The following is a 15,058-nucleotide window of genomic DNA, read 5'->3' on the forward strand; positions in this document are numbered from 1 at the left end:
TGCCGAGTAACAATCATGAATGCCCCGTCGCGCAAACACCGCATCGAACAGGATCCCCGCTGGCAAGCCGTGCTCAAGCGCGACGCCAGCGCCGACGGGACTTTTGTCTACGGCGTCAGGACCACCGGCGTGTACTGTCGCCCCAGCAGCCTGTCGCGCCTGCCGAAGGCACAAAACGTCGAGTTCTTCGACAATGCCGAACAGGCCGAGGCGGCGGGCTATCGCCCGAGCAAGCGCCAGGCCAGCGATCAGACCCAGGTCGCGGCACAACATGCGGCGCTAGTAGCAGCCGCTTGCCGACAGATCGAGAACGCCGAGACGCCCCCCAGCCTCGAGCAACTGGCGCAGCACGCCGGCATCAGCAGCTATCACTTCCACCGAGTGTTCAAGGCCGCCACCGGCCTGACTCCTCGGGGTTACGCCAACGCTCAGCGCTCACGCAAGGTCCGTTCGCATCTGGAGCGCGGCCACTCGGTAACCGACGCCTTGTACGATGCGGGTTTCAACTCCAACAGCCGCTTCTACGAATCGGCGGACCAGGTGCTGGGCATGAAGCCCAGCGACTACCGCGCCGGAGGTCATAACACCGATATCCGCTTTGCCGTGGGCCAGTGTTCATTGGGAGCGATCCTGGTAGCCCAGAGCGACCGAGGGGTCTGCGCCATCCTTCTGGGAGACGATCCAAACCAGCTGGTGGAACAACTGCAGGACAAATTCTCCCGGGGCAACCTGATCGGTGCCGATGCTGACTTCGAACGCTTGATCGCCCAGGTGGTGGGTTTTATCGAGGCCCCGGCGATTGGCCTGGACCTGCCCCTGGACCTGCGTGGCACGGCATTCCAGGAACGGGTATGGCAGGCCCTGAGGAGCATTCCCGCCGGCAGCACCGCCAGCTACGCCGAGATCGCCCAGCGCATCGGCGCGCCCAAGGCCATGCGTGCCGTAGCCCAGGCCTGTGCCGCCAACAGCCTGGCAGTGGCAATTCCCTGCCACCGCGTGGTACGCAGCGACGGTAACCTTTCGGGCTACCGCTGGGGTGTGGAACGCAAACGTCAGTTGCTGGAACGGGAAAGCGCGTCCGAAGGCTGAACGCCAATGTAGATCGCCACCGAATCAGCGCTGGTATAGACCTCGAAATCAGTGGCGAAGGCCCGGCGAACCTGCGGGTTGTCCTGGAAATAGGCCCAGATCAGGCCCCAGGTCTGGATCACGCAATCGGGCATTGCGCCCTTGGCGCTGAACATCAGGTAGTCGCCGCCCTGGATGTCGACATTAGGATAATCGGCGCAGGAACCCTCTACAGCCGCACCAGCGGTTACATCGAAGTGCCCGGAAGCGTCGGATTCGTAATTCGAGTAGACGCCATAGACGAAAGAGTCCGCCTGCCTGGGCGCGATCTTGTCGTACAGGTCCTCGATGTAGAAACGCTGCCACATCGGCCCGATCTTCGCGCTGTCCGCCTGTTGCTCTGCCGCATTGCGGGTACGCACTTGCAATCCTGCAACGCTGAAAGGCAGCACTTCGCGCAGTTTTACATCCATGGTCAGCCTTCCTTATGCAGCAATGAGTGAGAATATCCGCCGCAGTCTAGCGCTACACGGGGGCTGCCGACAGCTACCCTGCGACCCTTTCCGTCAATGGCAAACCGCCGTTCTTTTTAGCCTGGCCGGGCAAAGTCAGCTGGCCTTGAGCCGCCCTCTCCTGATAAAACCCTGCGCTGCACCGTCTCATTCTGCCGTCGGAGGGTAATTTCAAATGAGCCAATGGACTGATAGCCGCCTTCTCGATCTGCTGGGCATCGAACTGCCGATCATTCAAGCACCGATGGCCGGGGCCACCGGCTCCGCCATGGTGATCGGCGCCTCCCAAGCCGGCGCCCTGGGCTCCCTGCCCTGCGCCATGCTCAGCCCCGAGCAGATTCGCCAGGAAGTGCAGGCCATCCGTTCGGCCACCCACAACCCGCTGAACCTGAACTTCTTCTGTCACCAGCCGCAGCCCGTCGATAGCGAGCTGGAAACCCGCTGGAAGAACGCCCTGGAACCCTATTACCGCGAACTGGGAGCCGACTTCGACGCACCGACCCCGGTCAGCGCCCGTGCGCCCTTCGATGAAAGCAGCTGTCTGTTGGTGGAGGAGCTGCGGCCCGAGGTGGTGAGCTTTCACTTCGGCCTGCCGGAACCGACGTTACTGGCCCGGGTCAAGGCCACCGGGGCCAAGATTCTGTCCTCGGCCAGCACCGTTGATGAAGCCCTGTGGCTGCAAGAGCGTGGTTGCGACGCGATCATCGCCATGGGCTACGAAGCCGGCGGCCACCGGGCGATCTTCCTCAGCGATGACCTCAACAGCCAGGTCGGCACCCTGGCCCTGGTGCCGCAGGTCGTCGATGCGGTGAACGTGCCGGTCATCGCCGCCGGCGGTATCGGCGATGCCCGGGGCATTGTCGCAGCGCTGGCCCTGGGCGCATCGGCAGCCCAACTGGGTACTGCCTACCTGTTCACTCCGGAAGCCAAAATCAGTGCCGCCCATCACCGGGCCCTGCGCAACGCCAAGGAAAGCGAGACCGCGCTGACCAACCTGTTCACCGGACGCCCGGCCCGGGGCATCATCAACCGGGTGATGCGCGAAATCGGCCCCATCAGCCCACTGGCTCCGGCCTTCCCCCGGGCCGGCGGCGCGCTGATGCCGCTGCGGGCCAAGGATGAGGCAGACTTTGCCAATCTGTGGTCCGGGCAAGCATTGCGCCTGGGGGTCGAGCTGCCGAGCTACGAGCTGACCCTGCGCCTGGCCGAACAGGCCCTGGCGCAACTGCGCAGACGCTGATTCAAGGTGGCCGCGAAGGCGCTCGCGGCCACCTGCAACGAAGGCCGGCAACAGAGTTCCGTTCATCGGCAATTCGCTATATATTCCGATATACAGCGATTCCCCCTCGCCTTGGTGCAGCCTCCTTCCAATAACTCACTGCCCAACGCTTCCTTTCCCCCATGGAGCTGTTTGATGAACCTTCGCGCCTCAGGTTTTGCCCCGACTTGCCTCGCTACCCTGCTTGCCCTATTCGCCTTCGGCTCGGCCCAGGCCGATGAAGTCCAAGTGGCGGTAGCCGCCAACTTCACGGCACCGATCCAGGCAATCGCCGCCGACTTCGAAAAAGACACCGGGCACAAGCTGGTGGCGGCCTACGGCGCTACCGGGCAGTTCTACACCCAGATCAAGAATGGCGCGCCGTTCGAAGTCTTCCTCTCTGCCGACGACAGCACCCCGCAAAAACTCGAAAGCGAAGGTGACATCGTCAAGGGCTCGCGCTTCACCTACGCCATCGGCACCCTGGCCCTGTGGTCGGCCAAGGACGGTTACGTCGACAGCCAAGGCCAGGTGCTCAAGGACAACCAGTACCAGCACCTGTCCATCGCCAACCCGAAGGCCGCGCCTTATGGCCTGGCCGCCACCCAGGTCCTGGCCAAGCTGGGCCTGACCGATAAGGTCAAGGACAAGATCGTTGAAGGCCAGAACATCACCCAGGCCTATCAGTTCGTCTCCACCGGCAACGCCGAACTGGGCTTTGTCGCCCTGTCGCAAATCTACAAGGACGGCAAAGTCAGCGGCGGCTCGGCCTGGATCGTCCCTGCCCAGATGCATGACCCGATCAAGCAGGACGCCGTGATCCTCAACAAGGGCAAGGACAATCCGGCCGCCAAGGCACTGGTTGACTACCTCAAGGGGCCAAAAGCCGCCGCGATCATCAAATCCTACGGCTACCAACTGTAAATGAGCCTGTCGAGTGCCGATTTTTCCGCCATCTGGCTGACCCTGAAACTGGCGTCCCTGACGACGTTGATCCTGCTGGTCATCGGCACTCCGATTGCCTTGTGGCTGTCGCGCACCCGCTCCTGGCTGCGCGGCCCGATCGGCGCCGTGGTGGCCTTGCCCTTGGTACTGCCACCCACGGTGATCGGTTTCTACTTGCTGCTGGCCCTCGGGCCCAACGGTTTCTTTGGCCAGCTCACCCAGTCCCTGGGGCTGGGCACCCTGACCTTCAGCTTCAGCGGCCTGGTGCTGGGTTCAGTGATCTACTCCATGCCGTTTGTGGTGCAACCGCTGCAGAACGCCTTTTCCGCCATTGGCAGCCGCCCGCTGGAAGTGGCCGCCACCTTGCGTGCCAATCCCTGGGACACCTTCTTCACGGTGATCCTGCCCCTGGCACGGCCGGGCTTCATCACCGCTTCGATCCTCGGTTTCGCCCACACCGTCGGCGAGTTCGGCGTGGTACTGATGATCGGCGGCAACATCCCCAACAAGACCCGGGTGGTCTCAGTGCAGATCTACGACCACGTCGAGGCCATGGAATACGCCCAGGCCCATTGGCTGGCCGGAGCCATGCTGGTGTTCTCGTTCCTGGTGCTGCTGGCGCTGTACTCCAGCCGCAAGACCAAAGCCGGCTGGAGCTGAGTCGATGAGTATTCAGGTCAAACTGCAGCTGGGCTACCACGACTTCGCCCTGGACCTCGATCTGCAACTGCCGGGGCGCGGCGTCACTGCGCTGTATGGCCACTCGGGCTCGGGCAAGACCACCTGCCTGCGCTGCATCGCCGGCCTGGAAACAGCCGGACGCGGGCGGATCCAGGTCAACGACGAAGTCTGGCAAGACAGCCAGCGCAAGCTCTTCGTCCCGCCTCACAAGCGCTCCCTGGGTTATGTCTTCCAGGAAGCCAGCCTGTTTACGCATTTGTCCGTACAGGCCAACCTGGAATTCGGCCTGCGCCGCATCCCCAGGGCACAACGTCGGGTGGACATGGCCCAAGCCACCGAGCTGCTGGGAATCGGCCACTTGCTGCAACGCCATCCGCAACACCTTTCGGGCGGTGAACGCCAGCGCATCGGCATCGCCCGAGCCCTGCTCACCAGTCCGCGATTGCTGCTGATGGATGAGCCCCTGGCAGCCCTGGACTCAAAACGCAAAAGTGAAATCCTGCCCTATCTGGAACGCCTGCACGACGAACTGGACATCCCGGTGTTGTACGTCAGTCATTCCCAGGATGAGGTGGCGCGCCTGGCCGACCACATCGTCCTGCTCAGCGACGGCCGGGCGCTGGCCAGCGGCCCCATCGGCGAAACCCTGGCACGCCTGGACCTGCCTCTGGCCCTGGGTGATGACGCCGGCGTGGTGGTCGAGGGGCAGGTCAGCCACTACGACGAGGCCTACCAATTGCTGGCCCTGCAACTGCCTGGCAGCGAGCTGAACATACGTGTGGCCCATGGGCCCGTGGCGCTAGGCAAGTCCCTGCGCTTCAAGGTCCAGGCCCGGGACGTCAGCCTGAGCCTGCAAGCCAGTGAACACAGCAGCATCCTCAACCGCCTGCCAGTGACGGTCAGCGACGAGATCCCGGCGGACAACGCCGCCCATGTGCTGGTACGCCTGGACGCCGCCGGCACGCCATTGCTGGCGCGTATCACCCGCTACTCCCGGGACCAGCTCAAGCTGCATCCCGGCCAACGGCTCTGGGCCCAGATCAAGGCGGTGGCGGTCCTCGCGTAAACACATCGCCCCTTGTCAGGTGCCGCATCCCGGCGTTAGGCTACGCGCCTTCTTTCCCGTCCCAGGATGATTGCCGACGTGAACAACTAAGCCTTCCAAAATGTATCCGCGACGAGCCCTGCAAGCGCTCGTTGGCCTGTCCCCACATTTTCCGGAGGTGCTGATGACTCACGTCACACGGCTGCCTGCGCTGGTTTCCCTGAACCAGCTGACTTACCAATTCGCCGATGGCGAAATCCTGATCAACACCCTGAACCTGAGTTTCGACCGCCAGCCCACGGCCATCGTCGGGCGTAACGGCATGGGCAAATCCCTGCTGTTGCGGCTGATTGCCGGCGAACTGCAACCTTCTTCCGGCAGCATCAACCGCAACGCGCGCCTGGCCTATGTGCCCCAGGACTCGTCGACGCATTCCGAGCAGAGTGTCGCCGAGCTCGCGGGCGTCGCCGCGACCTTGCGTGCACTGGAACGCCTGGCCGCCGGCACGGCCAGCCTGGAGGATCTGCAGCAAGTGGATGAGCGCTGGGATCTGGCCGAACGCCTGCGCCAGTCACTGGATGCCGCCGGCCTGGAACAGCTGGAGCCGGACGATCCCGTCGCGCCCCTGAGCGGTGGGCAACGGGCCCGGGTGATACTGATCGGCGCCCTGCTCAGTGACGCCGACCTGTTATTGCTCGACGAACCCAGCAACCATCTGGATTGCGCCGGGCGCCGCTGGCTGATGGAGCAATTGCGCCACTGGCACCGCGGCCTGATCCTGGTCAGCCATGACCGGCAGTTGCTGATGCAGGTGCAACGGATTGTCGAGCTTGGCCCTTTGGGTGCCCAGGTCTATGGCGGCAACTACACCCTGTTCCAGGCCCAGCGCCAAGCCCACAACGAAGCGGCGCAAGCCGCTCTGGAGCACGCCCGTAACCAGCGCAGTCGCGAACATCGGCGCCTGCAACAGGAGCACGACACCATCCAGCGCCACGCCGCCGCTTCGCGCAAATCGGCCAAGACCGCCAATGTCTCCGGTTTTGAGCGAGCCAAGCTACTGGGCGCTGCCAGGAACATCATGGGCCAGGTGCGCCACAGCCATCAGCTACACAAGAGCGCACTCGACGATCAGGTACGCAACGCCTACGCTCGAGTCACCCCTGAGCAAGCGACCTTGCTCACCCTGCCTGCGACCACCCTGCACCCGGGCCAACCGGTGTTCAACCTGCTACAGGCGCAACTGCCCTGGCTGGACAGTCGGTCGCCGGCGTCCTACCTGACCTGCACCGTCACCGGCCCGGTACGCATTGCCTTGGTCGGTCCCAACGGCTGTGGCAAATCCACCTTGCTGAAGATGCTCGCCGGCCAGCTACAACCTCTGAGCGGAGCATCTCGGGTAATGGTGGCTTGCGCTTACCTGGATCAGCACCTGGTGCAACTGGACCCCGAACGTTCGTTGCTGGATCAACTGGGCACCACCGGCACGCTGGAGGAAGGCGCTTTGCGCACCCGCCTGGCGCGCCTGCAGCTGGATGCACAGCGAGTGCAGCAACCCTGTGCGCTGTTGAGCGGCGGAGAACGCTTGAAAGCGGCCCTGGCGCTGGCGTTGTGGGGAGGCAATCCGGCTCGCTTGCTGCTGCTCGACGAGCCCACCAACCATCTGGACCTGGAGTCGGTGCAGGCCTTCGAACAGGCCCTGCGCGGCTTTCCCGGGGCGTTGCTGGTGGCATCCCACGACCAGGACTTTCTCCAGGCCCTGGAGCCGACCTACAGGCTGGAATGGTCGGCGCAGGGCTGGCACTTCGAGGAATATCGACAATGAAACAAGGCCTTACAGCAAAGGCCTTCCCGAGCGACGAATGCATGCTAGATTTTCGCCCTCTTATCAATAGACAGGGAAGATCAACCCATGCGATTCGGCTATACCATCATCTATGTTCCCGAGGTCGAGAGCTCCTTGCGGTTCTTTGAGCAGGCCTTCGGTTTCAAGCGACGTTTTCTTCACGAGTCCGGTAGCTATGGCGAGCTGGAAACCGGCAGCACCACCCTGGCCTTCGCCGACCACGCCCTGGCGCAAATGAACTTCAAGGCAGGGCACGTCGCCGCCCACTCCTCGCCGCAACCCTTGGGCATGGAGCTGGGACTGGTCACCGAAGACGTTCACGCCGCCCATGCCCGGGCGCTGCAACAGGGCGCCCGTGAGCTCGCCGCCCCCAACAGCAAACCCTGGGGGCAGACGGTGTCCTATGTACGTTGCCCGGACGGCACCCTGGTGGAACTGTGCACCCCGATGGGGAGCTGAACAGCAGTAGCGGGTTGAAGACTACTTGAGCTTGACTGCGGTACCGGTGACAAACACCACCACCATACCGCCGCGCCCTGAAGGCATGCTGATCTCGAAGTCCAGGCCAACCACCGCATCGGCGTTGCACTGACGGGCGCGCGCCTTGATTTCATCGGTGGCCTGGATCCGGGCCTCCTTCAAGGCGCGCTCCAGGGTCTGGGAGCGGCCACCGAAGAAATCGCGCATACCGGCGAACAGGTCGCGGACCACGTTGATCCCCTGCACAGACTCGGCGCTGACGATATCCAGGTAGGCAGCAATTTCCCGGCCTTCAATGTGGGCGGTGGTGGTGACAATCATGAATGTTTCCCTTGAATGGACAGACCGCCCCCACTTGCGGAGGCGAAAAAGCAGGCAATGGTAACAGAGCCGCCGCGATGCTCAGCCATCGCGACTGCCAGCACTCGTCACAAACGACAAGCCCCGCTCGGGAGCGGGGCTGTCGGTCAGGGCTTCAGGGGACGTTCTTCGTCGAGCTCCGACAGGCTCTTGCCATCGTCCGGATGTTTCCAGGTTTGCGGTGGCGGCTCCTCGTGCTCAACCTCGCACTGCGCCGTTTCATCGCTGCGTTCATGCTCATAAGGGCGTTGCTGTTGTGTTGCCATGCCCACCTCTCTTCCTGAAGGGATTTTGACTTGCCATTTCAGGTTAGAACAGATCCGACCCGGCTCGGGGTTTATCGACAAAACTCTGTCCAGGGGTTCTCACGGGCAACCTTTTGCCTGAGCCAACCCGCTGCCGGATAGCCAGAACAAAGCGGTATTGAATCGCGCCGAGGCACCTGGGGCGAAGATGAAAGTTCTTTCACCCAGGCGCCGATTCCAGCTGTGTATAGTCACTTTGCTCATTCAAGCAACTACGTTCGCCCGCTCTCTCCCGCGGGCTTTTTTTTGCCTGAAAGAAAGCGCGATGCGGGAGAGTTACTGAGGATCGATCTCTTTGCAGTCCTTGAGCAGCGTTTGTTCCTCGGCAGTGTGATCAGCCTCCATGAACGACAGCACGGCCATCTTGCCCTTGGTGTGCCAGCGGAAGCTGTGTTGCTCATCCTCTGCCACATACAGGGCGCCTGAAGCCGAACGGGCAATGTGCATGGGGATCAGCTGATCCTTGTAGTACAGCGTGGCGAACGAGGAGCCGTTGTCGATATTCAGGTAGGCCGCATCGATACGCACCTTGCCCTCGCACTGATAGCGCGCCACCTGGCTTTGATACGCCGGATCAGCCACCGCGGCCTGGGTCGCAGCCCCAGCGAGAATCGGCAAGGCCAAGGCCAGAGCCGCGGCGCAGAGCGTTGCAAGACGAGTTTTCACAGTATTTCCTCAAGTCCGTAAATGATGCCCATGGGACTTTCAAGGCTATTTTTAGTTCAGGTATCGGCACCTGCATCTTGAGCATTGAGCACCTCGTGCCACGCCTTCCGGTCAGTACCCATGGCAGGCCCGGCACAGGGCCCTCACCCTCCCGGCCCTGGGAATAACCTCCAACTGACAGCGCCCACCAAGAACCAAGAACATCCAGACGTCCATCTCAAGCGTGTTTCACTACAAGGATGACCGTCATGACTGTAGACATCAGCGCACTCGATATCGCCACCCCACTGCCCACTTCAACCACCAACCCGGTGGCCCTGGAATTGAACGGCAACGCGGCCCTGGTTCAGTGCCCAAGCGTGATCACTCGCCTGTCAGATGGCTCGATACAACTTTGCGCTCCCACCCGGGGAGCCTCGAGCAAGAGCACCCAGCGAACTCGCTGCGAATGGAAGGAGTCCGGCTACTGGTCGCTAGGCAGCGCCTCGGATCATTGGAACCAGCAACAGATGAGCCTGACCAAGGTCAACTCCGCGAAAAAAGTGGTGATTGCACAAATGCATGTGCGCAATGACGTGAACCCGGCCGTCAAGGTGTTCTGGGACAAGGCTTCGTTGACCTTCGCCTTGCGCAAGAGCTTCAACGGGGCCGACCCGACTCCAGTCCTGCTGCTCAGTGGCGTAGCTCTCGGAGCCTTGTTCCTAGTGAGTATCCACAGCACCTCCAGTGGGCTCATCAGCGTCAGTGCCAGTTGCAACGGCAAGTCGGCAAGCTCTCCGCCACAGGCGCTTGATGCGTCCTGGAGCGGCCAGGTCTTCGACTTCCATGGCGGGATCTACAACCAGATCGACTTCAACACCAACACCCCGGCGGACGACGGCTCGATCTGCATCATCAGCCAGCTGTCGGTCACCCATCGCTGATCCACTGCTCGGCTCAACACCGCGATTGAGCCGGGCACCGCACAACGCGCTGAGCATTTGCGCACCTGAATATTGATGCCACACCCAAGGGATTTGCATTTGATTGTGGCTCCGACTTCCAGGCCGACCGGGGCTTTGTAAACCACTCCGTTGACAGCCACGCGGTTGCGCACGGTATTCGACTGAGTGGTACGGAGGGCAATGCCCCCCCGTCCAGAGGCACGCATCTGGCCCACCAGCGGCCGGCGAACCAGAGCCCGGGGGTCCCAATATCCGGAACATTGGAGGTCGAGGCAATTGAGCGAGCTGGGGTGATGAGACACAATTTTACTGGCGATCAAAACATCCACGGCTCAACGCTGGCCCGAAGCCGACACAAGCAGATTGATTGGTTATCATCAGTCTCTGCCAACGTCGCCCAGACGGCACCATGCCGTCGGCCCGACCACACCTCCTCCTGCGGATTTCAGCCGATGCCCAGCCCCTTGTCTTCACCCGGTTACCTGCGCTTGCTGGCTCTGCAGCAACGCATTCATGAGTTCACCAGAACTCAGGCAGGCGACAGGGGTGACAATCTCGACAACCCGACAGGGCCGCTGTGGATCAGTGACTACAACTACCTGGCCCTAGCCCCCATGCGCGACGGACTGCATGTGGAGTTTCACGGCGAACTATGGGATGAACCCTTTGCCTGGACCCTGGATTGCCTGGCGGAACAGGACGTGGCGAGTATCATCAGTTCCCTGGCTTTCTGCGGGCCGGATGAAGGTGCAAACGGCACCCGCGAATGGGAGTTCACTCCACTGCTGGAAAGCCGCGTGACCTTCCCCAGGCTCAGGTCACTGTCGATTCGCCCGACCGAACCGCAGGACCACAATGTCTCGTTGATCCAAAAGGCCGGCAGCATCATGGAGGAGGCAGGAGAGATCGCTCGATTCGTGGCAAAGGCGCCTCACTTGGGCGAACTGACCCTGCCCAATGCTCCCGACTCAAGCTTCTTCCAGGTCGATCTGCCGCACCTTGCATTGCTGCGTGTTGCAGGCGGCTCCGATACCCAGGGCTTCATCGATAACCTGGCCGTTTCGGACAATCTTCCAGGGCTGATCAGCCTGGATTTCACCGAGTCGAGCGAACTGCAGCAGACCTGGTCGAACAACCGCGAAACACAGGCCGTCACCCCCTTCGCGGCCTATGAAAAACTGTTCTCCAGCCCGGCCTGCGAGCCACTGCGGGTGCTGCGCTTGCGCAATACCTGCCTGAGCCTGGAACAGCTTGAAGCACTACAAGCCATTCGACCCGGGCTGCAGTTCATGGTCATTCAGGCCACTACCGGCGGATACGTACAACACTTCTCCCGGCAGATCTTCCCCTGGCGGCATCTGGTGCAGCCCGACCCGGGGCTACGCTGATCCTGCGCCCGGCAACAAAATCGATAGCATGCTCCAGGCACGACTCACTCCCGACCATCAAGCATCAGAACCTGACCTTAGGCATCCCTCTTTCTCTCTGGCTCATCCTGCACTGGGCTGACCGCGCTGGCCGCCAACTGGCGCGGCCGCTCGGCCTCCAGATGGTTGCTGATCAGTTGCTCCTTGCCATTCATCAGCCTGCTGGCGGCCCTGCTCATGCGCCCACTGCCAAAGACCGGGGTAGATGCCCAGGCCCATGAAGACCTGCGCCCCTGTCCCGCGCGCAACAAAACCATTGCCGGGCCTATCACCCTCAAAGAACGCAGTGGCTGGATCCTGCGCTTTCCCTGCGCGAGTCAGAAAGGGGGACTGGCCTGGCGCTCGATCAAGAGGTGACAGAGCGCCTTCAAGCCCTCAACAGACTTTTCACGAATTGCTCACAAAGCAGAGCGCATATTGCCCAACGAAATGGATCGCTGCGTTCGCAACACGGTCTGTGTTTAGCGACTCCAGCAACCTCTTCCCCCTCTCCTCGCTCATCTGAATCTTCCCGCCAGATCGCCTCGCAAAACTCAAAACCTTAATGCAAGTCATTGTTATATATGTATTTTTTATAAAAACAGACTAACTTTCCTCAAGTGCCAGCCGATGACCCTCTGAAGCAACCAGGGATAAATCGGAATGAGAAATAACCAGCCAGTTACCCAACGCGAGATCTCACTGGCACCTCAACAACAACTGATCTCGACCACCGATGCTCGTGGCGTCATCACCTACTGCAATGACGCCTTCGTCGAGATCAGTGGTTTTGATAGAGCCGATCTGATTGGCGCAGCGCAAAACATCGTCCGTCATCCCGATGTCCCCCCGGCCGTTTTTGCCCATATGTGGAGCGCACTCAAGCAAGGCCGACCATGGATGGGCATCGTCAAGAACCGCAGCAAAAATGGCGATCACTACTGGGTCAATGCCTACGTCACGCCAATATTCGATGGCCGCCAAGTGACGGGCTTTGAGTCGGTCAGGGTCAAACCGACAGCGAATCAGATACGCCGCGCGCAGTCCCTCTACAAGCGCATCAGCCAGGGCCAACCGGCCATTCCCCGCCGCGATAGCTGGCAGCCTGTGCTGCAAGACTGCCTGCCGTACCTGGCCATGGGCCTGGCAGGTACCCTGAGCAACGTGTTCTTTAGCACTCCAGTAGCAATGGCTATAGCCGCAGGTGTATCTGTGCCGGTCGGCCTGCTCTCCTCGCGCTGGCACCAGCGCGGCACCCGACGCTTGTTGCAGAGCGCCGAGCCCTCTACCTCCGACGCCTTGATCGCACAGATGTACAGCGATCAGCGCGGGGCCCAGGCCCGCCTGGACACCGCCTTCATCAGCCAGGCCGCGCGCCTGAAGACCTGCCTCACACGCCTGCAAGACACCGCCGAACAACTCAGCGCACTGGCCGGTCAATCCGACCTGTTGGCCACTGACAGCTCAAACAGCATTGATCGCCAGCGTGTCGAAACGGAACAGGTGTCGGCCGCAGTCAACCAGATGGCGGCAACCACGCAGGAGGTCGCCAGCCACGTCCAGCGCACCGCCGATGCCACCCAACAAGCCAACTTGCTGACCGGTCGCGGCCGCGATGTCGCCAGAGACACCCGCGAAGCCATCGAGCGTCTTTCCACCGTTGTCGGTGAGACAGGCCTGTCGGTGGCACAACTGGCCAGGGACAGCGATGAAATCGGAACTGTCGTTGATGTGATCCAAGGCATCGCCGATCAGACCAACCTGCTGGCACTCAATGCCGCCATTGAGGCCGCGCGCGCTGGTGACACGGGTCGGGGCTTCGCCGTGGTGGCCGATGAGGTTCGTCAATTGGCACAGCGCACTTCACAATCCACCACCCAGATCCATGACCTGATCACCAAGCTCCAGGCATCATCCGGCAACGCGGTGCAGACCATGGAGAGCGGCCAGCGCCAGGCCGAAGAAGGAGTGGCCTGGGTGCTTGAGGCAGACAAGGCCCTGATCGGCATCAGTGAAGCCGTGGCCCATATCACCGACATGACCACCCAGATAGCCGCGGCTACTGAAGAGCAAACCGCTGTGGCTGAGGAAATCAGTCGCAACATCACCACCATCGCGCAACTGGCCGATCAAACCTCGGAACAGGCGCACCAATCGACAGACCTGAGCAAAGAGCTGAGCAGAACCGCAGCGACCCAGTACTCGTTGGTCGAGCGGTTCAATCGATAATCAGTAGCGGTGGTTCACCAGAGCGCCCGGCCCGGTCAGTTGGATGGCGTCAGGGGCCGGCGGTAGCTTTCGAATTGCCGCATCTAGCTATTGGGTGATATGGATCAGGGAGGGAGCGTTTCCTTAGGGCGACTCGGTCTTGAGGATACTTGCCAGCAGTGCCCGCAAGGCCCGTTGCTGGGAGATAGAGAAAACCAGGGCCGTGACGATCACGCTCAGCCAGATCAAAAAGATCTTGAACGGATCGAACTCAAGCATCACCAGTGCCCAGGTCACCAGACCACCCCCCATCACCCCAACCACCCACCACGCGATAAGTATGGGCTGCACCACCCTGTGGCTCTCTCGATAGAGGAACAACCGGGCAGCACACATCAGCACAAAAACCACGCCCGTCCAGCCGAAAGCCGCCATCAACGGCAACGATGAACCCTGGCGCTGATACAGCAACGCCAGCCATTCGTGGAATGGGCCCAATGCAGCCATCTGCTGGAACGTCTCGCGGCTGGGCAACTGCCACTGCGCCCATTGCGCCGGATCAATAACCAGCAGCGCCAAGCTGAACAACCCTACCAAGGCGCTACCCCAACCGAGGGCACGCCACGCCGGGACGGCAATACGATGGTTGTTTACATTGCGCAGCCGTTCTACACCAAACACCGCACCGGCGTGCTCACCCCGGGCAATCACGGGTTTGCCGTTACGCCACATCACTGTACCGATCACCACCACCTCCAGGCCTTCGCTGAGCAGGAGTTCACCTTGCTGTTGGCCAGGACCTGCGGTGTAGCGGTAGTCGCCCAATTGCGGTACCTGGCCTGAGAACAGCTCAATACCTTCGGCGAGGATATCCACCGTGCCGTGAGCATCCTTCAAGGCAAAGTCACTGCATTGTGCGTCGGTAAACACCGTCCGCCATGCGTCCTTGTCCGCTCTGTCACGGTAGCTCTCCTGGATCTGCAGCGAGTATCCCGCACAGGGCAAGCCATCCACCGGGGATAACCGCGGTTCCTTGAGCACCACAACGCCGCAGACTTTTACCAGGCCTTGGGCCAACGAATACGAAGGGCTTAGGGGCAGGCGCTGATCCGCACGGTAGAACCCTCTGTTCATGATGACGACATCCCTGGCTAGTTTTCCGCTGGCTCGCAGTCTAGCGCGATCCGTATTGCTGTACTCCAGAGGCGAAAAGGCCCCGACAAATACCGAGGTTCTGAACAGCTGCGCACGCCTCGGTTGCGCGGACATCTCGGTCCAGGGAAATACCGGACCTCAAGCGTGTAAAATCGAAGGCGACTGCATTTATGCGCAAATGG

Annotated in this window: 16 protein-coding genes; 11 read left to right on the forward strand and 5 right to left on the reverse strand. The window is 61.5% G+C overall.

The genetic code is table 11. The features are described 5' to 3' along the window. Window positions 1–15 precede the first annotated feature (15 nt). A complete protein-coding gene (ada, locus tag GV819_RS16815; protein WP_161757180.1) occupies window positions 16–1,089 on the forward strand; it encodes a bifunctional DNA-binding transcriptional regulator/O6-methylguanine-DNA methyltransferase Ada in 1,074 nt (357 codons plus the stop codon). Here the strand turns inward: ada and GV819_RS16820 are convergent. Next, the gene (locus GV819_RS16820) at window positions 1,053–1,541 is read right to left on the reverse strand and encodes a GyrI-like domain-containing protein (protein WP_161757181.1); all 489 of its coding nucleotides are present in this window, start codon (window positions 1,539–1,541) and stop codon (window positions 1,053–1,055) included. The two genes, ada and GV819_RS16820, sit on opposite strands and share 37 nt — an antisense overlap. Before the next feature lie 214 nt (window positions 1,542–1,755). Between GV819_RS16820 and GV819_RS16825 the strand changes: the two genes are divergently transcribed. The 6 genes from GV819_RS16825 to GV819_RS16850 all read left to right on the forward strand — a co-directional run bounded on the left by GV819_RS16825 (window position 1,756) and on the right by GV819_RS16850 (window position 7,811). Continuing rightward, on the forward strand, window positions 1,756–2,820 hold the full coding sequence (locus tag GV819_RS16825) for an NAD(P)H-dependent flavin oxidoreductase (RefSeq protein ID WP_161757182.1): 1,065 nt from the start codon (window positions 1,756–1,758) through the stop codon (window positions 2,818–2,820). 174 nt (window positions 2,821–2,994) lie between these two features. Then, window positions 2,995–3,762: a molybdate ABC transporter substrate-binding protein gene (gene modA, locus GV819_RS16830; protein ID WP_161757183.1), complete on the forward strand. Its 768-nt coding sequence runs from the start codon at window positions 2,995–2,997 to the stop codon at window positions 3,760–3,762. Further along, window positions 3,763–4,443, forward strand: a complete 681-nt coding sequence (modB, locus tag GV819_RS16835) for a molybdate ABC transporter permease subunit (protein ID WP_161757184.1) — start codon at window positions 3,763–3,765, stop codon at window positions 4,441–4,443. Between the two features lie 4 nt (window positions 4,444–4,447). Further along, complete coding sequence (gene modC / locus GV819_RS16840; protein ID WP_161757185.1) at window positions 4,448–5,530, forward strand: molybdenum ABC transporter ATP-binding protein; 1,083 nt, start codon at window positions 4,448–4,450, stop codon at window positions 5,528–5,530. 163 nt (window positions 5,531–5,693) lie between these two features. After that, the gene (locus tag GV819_RS16845; protein ID WP_161757186.1) at window positions 5,694–7,331 is read left to right on the forward strand and encodes an ATP-binding cassette domain-containing protein; all 1,638 of its coding nucleotides are present in this window, start codon (window positions 5,694–5,696) and stop codon (window positions 7,329–7,331) included. A gap of 87 nt (window positions 7,332–7,418) precedes the next feature. Further along, a complete protein-coding gene (locus GV819_RS16850) occupies window positions 7,419–7,811 on the forward strand; it encodes a VOC family protein (protein ID WP_161757187.1) in 393 nt (130 codons plus the stop codon). Window positions 7,812–7,832: 21 nt separating this feature from the next. Here the strand turns inward: GV819_RS16850 and GV819_RS16855 are convergent, their stop codons facing one another. The 3 genes from GV819_RS16855 to GV819_RS16860 form a co-directional block, all read right to left on the reverse strand. Next, entirely contained in the window at window positions 7,833–8,153 is a 321-nt protein-coding gene (locus GV819_RS16855; protein WP_161757188.1) for a YbjQ family protein, read from the reverse strand. Between the two features lie 146 nt (window positions 8,154–8,299). Then, on the reverse strand, window positions 8,300–8,458 hold the full coding sequence (locus tag GV819_RS32950; protein WP_178124902.1) for a hypothetical protein: 159 nt from the start codon (window positions 8,456–8,458) through the stop codon (window positions 8,300–8,302). Between the two features lie 315 nt (window positions 8,459–8,773). Then, window positions 8,774–9,163, reverse strand: coding sequence for an MliC family protein (locus tag GV819_RS16860; protein ID WP_161757189.1), 390 nt, complete (start codon window positions 9,161–9,163; stop codon window positions 8,774–8,776). Window positions 9,164–9,411: 248 nt separating this feature from the next. Between GV819_RS16860 and GV819_RS16865 the strand changes: the two genes are divergently transcribed. The 4 genes from GV819_RS16865 (at window position 9,412) to GV819_RS16880 (ending at window position 13,742) form a co-directional block, all read left to right on the forward strand. Continuing rightward, window positions 9,412–10,086: a polysaccharide lyase family 7 protein gene (locus tag GV819_RS16865; protein ID WP_161757190.1), complete on the forward strand. Its 675-nt coding sequence runs from the start codon at window positions 9,412–9,414 to the stop codon at window positions 10,084–10,086. Window positions 10,087–10,559: 473 nt separating this feature from the next. Beyond that, a complete protein-coding gene (locus tag GV819_RS16870; protein ID WP_161757191.1) occupies window positions 10,560–11,495 on the forward strand; it encodes a hypothetical protein in 936 nt (311 codons plus the stop codon). A 183-nt stretch (window positions 11,496–11,678) separates the two neighbouring features. Further along, window positions 11,679–11,891, forward strand: coding sequence for a hypothetical protein (locus GV819_RS16875; protein WP_161757192.1), 213 nt, complete (start codon window positions 11,679–11,681; stop codon window positions 11,889–11,891). Window positions 11,892–12,176: 285 nt separating this feature from the next. Further along, window positions 12,177–13,742: a methyl-accepting chemotaxis protein gene (locus GV819_RS16880; RefSeq protein WP_161757193.1), complete on the forward strand. Its 1,566-nt coding sequence runs from the start codon at window positions 12,177–12,179 to the stop codon at window positions 13,740–13,742. Between the two features lie 123 nt (window positions 13,743–13,865). Here the strand turns inward: GV819_RS16880 and GV819_RS16885 are convergent, their stop codons facing one another. Next, window positions 13,866–14,855, reverse strand: coding sequence for a hypothetical protein (locus GV819_RS16885; RefSeq protein ID WP_161757194.1), 990 nt, complete (start codon window positions 14,853–14,855; stop codon window positions 13,866–13,868). Window positions 14,856–15,058 lie beyond the last annotated feature (203 nt).

The sequence above is a fragment of the Pseudomonas sp. Fl5BN2 genome (assembly GCF_009908205.1).
Classification (GTDB): domain Bacteria; phylum Pseudomonadota; class Gammaproteobacteria; order Pseudomonadales; family Pseudomonadaceae; genus Aquipseudomonas.

Bases quoted from the DNA above. Each gene is read 5' to 3' on its own strand.
- GV819_RS16865 (WP_161757190.1), top strand. From the start codon at position 9,412: ATGACTGTAGACATCAGCGCACTCGATATCGCCACCCCACTGCCCACT.
- ada (WP_161757180.1), top strand. From the start codon at position 16: ATGAATGCCCCGTCGCGCAAACACCGCATCGAACAGGATCCCCGCTGG.
- GV819_RS16825 (WP_161757182.1), top strand. From the start codon at position 1,756: ATGAGCCAATGGACTGATAGCCGCCTTCTCGATCTGCTGGGCATCGAA.
- modB (WP_161757184.1), top strand. From the start codon at position 3,763: ATGAGCCTGTCGAGTGCCGATTTTTCCGCCATCTGGCTGACCCTGAAA.
- GV819_RS16880 (WP_161757193.1), top strand. From the start codon at position 12,177: ATGAGAAATAACCAGCCAGTTACCCAACGCGAGATCTCACTGGCACCT.
- GV819_RS16820 (WP_161757181.1), bottom strand. From the start codon at position 1,541: ATGGATGTAAAACTGCGCGAAGTGCTGCCTTTCAGCGTTGCAGGATTG.
- GV819_RS16845 (WP_161757186.1), top strand. From the start codon at position 5,694: ATGACTCACGTCACACGGCTGCCTGCGCTGGTTTCCCTGAACCAGCTG.
- GV819_RS16850 (WP_161757187.1), top strand. From the start codon at position 7,419: ATGCGATTCGGCTATACCATCATCTATGTTCCCGAGGTCGAGAGCTCC.
- GV819_RS32950 (WP_178124902.1), bottom strand. From the start codon at position 8,458: ATGGCAACACAACAGCAACGCCCTTATGAGCATGAACGCAGCGATGAA.
- GV819_RS16855 (WP_161757188.1), bottom strand. From the start codon at position 8,153: ATGATTGTCACCACCACCGCCCACATTGAAGGCCGGGAAATTGCTGCC.
- modC (WP_161757185.1), top strand. From the start codon at position 4,448: ATGAGTATTCAGGTCAAACTGCAGCTGGGCTACCACGACTTCGCCCTG.
- modA (WP_161757183.1), top strand. From the start codon at position 2,995: ATGAACCTTCGCGCCTCAGGTTTTGCCCCGACTTGCCTCGCTACCCTG.
- GV819_RS16870 (WP_161757191.1), top strand. From the start codon at position 10,560: ATGCCCAGCCCCTTGTCTTCACCCGGTTACCTGCGCTTGCTGGCTCTG.
- GV819_RS16885 (WP_161757194.1), bottom strand. From the start codon at position 14,855: ATGAACAGAGGGTTCTACCGTGCGGATCAGCGCCTGCCCCTAAGCCCT.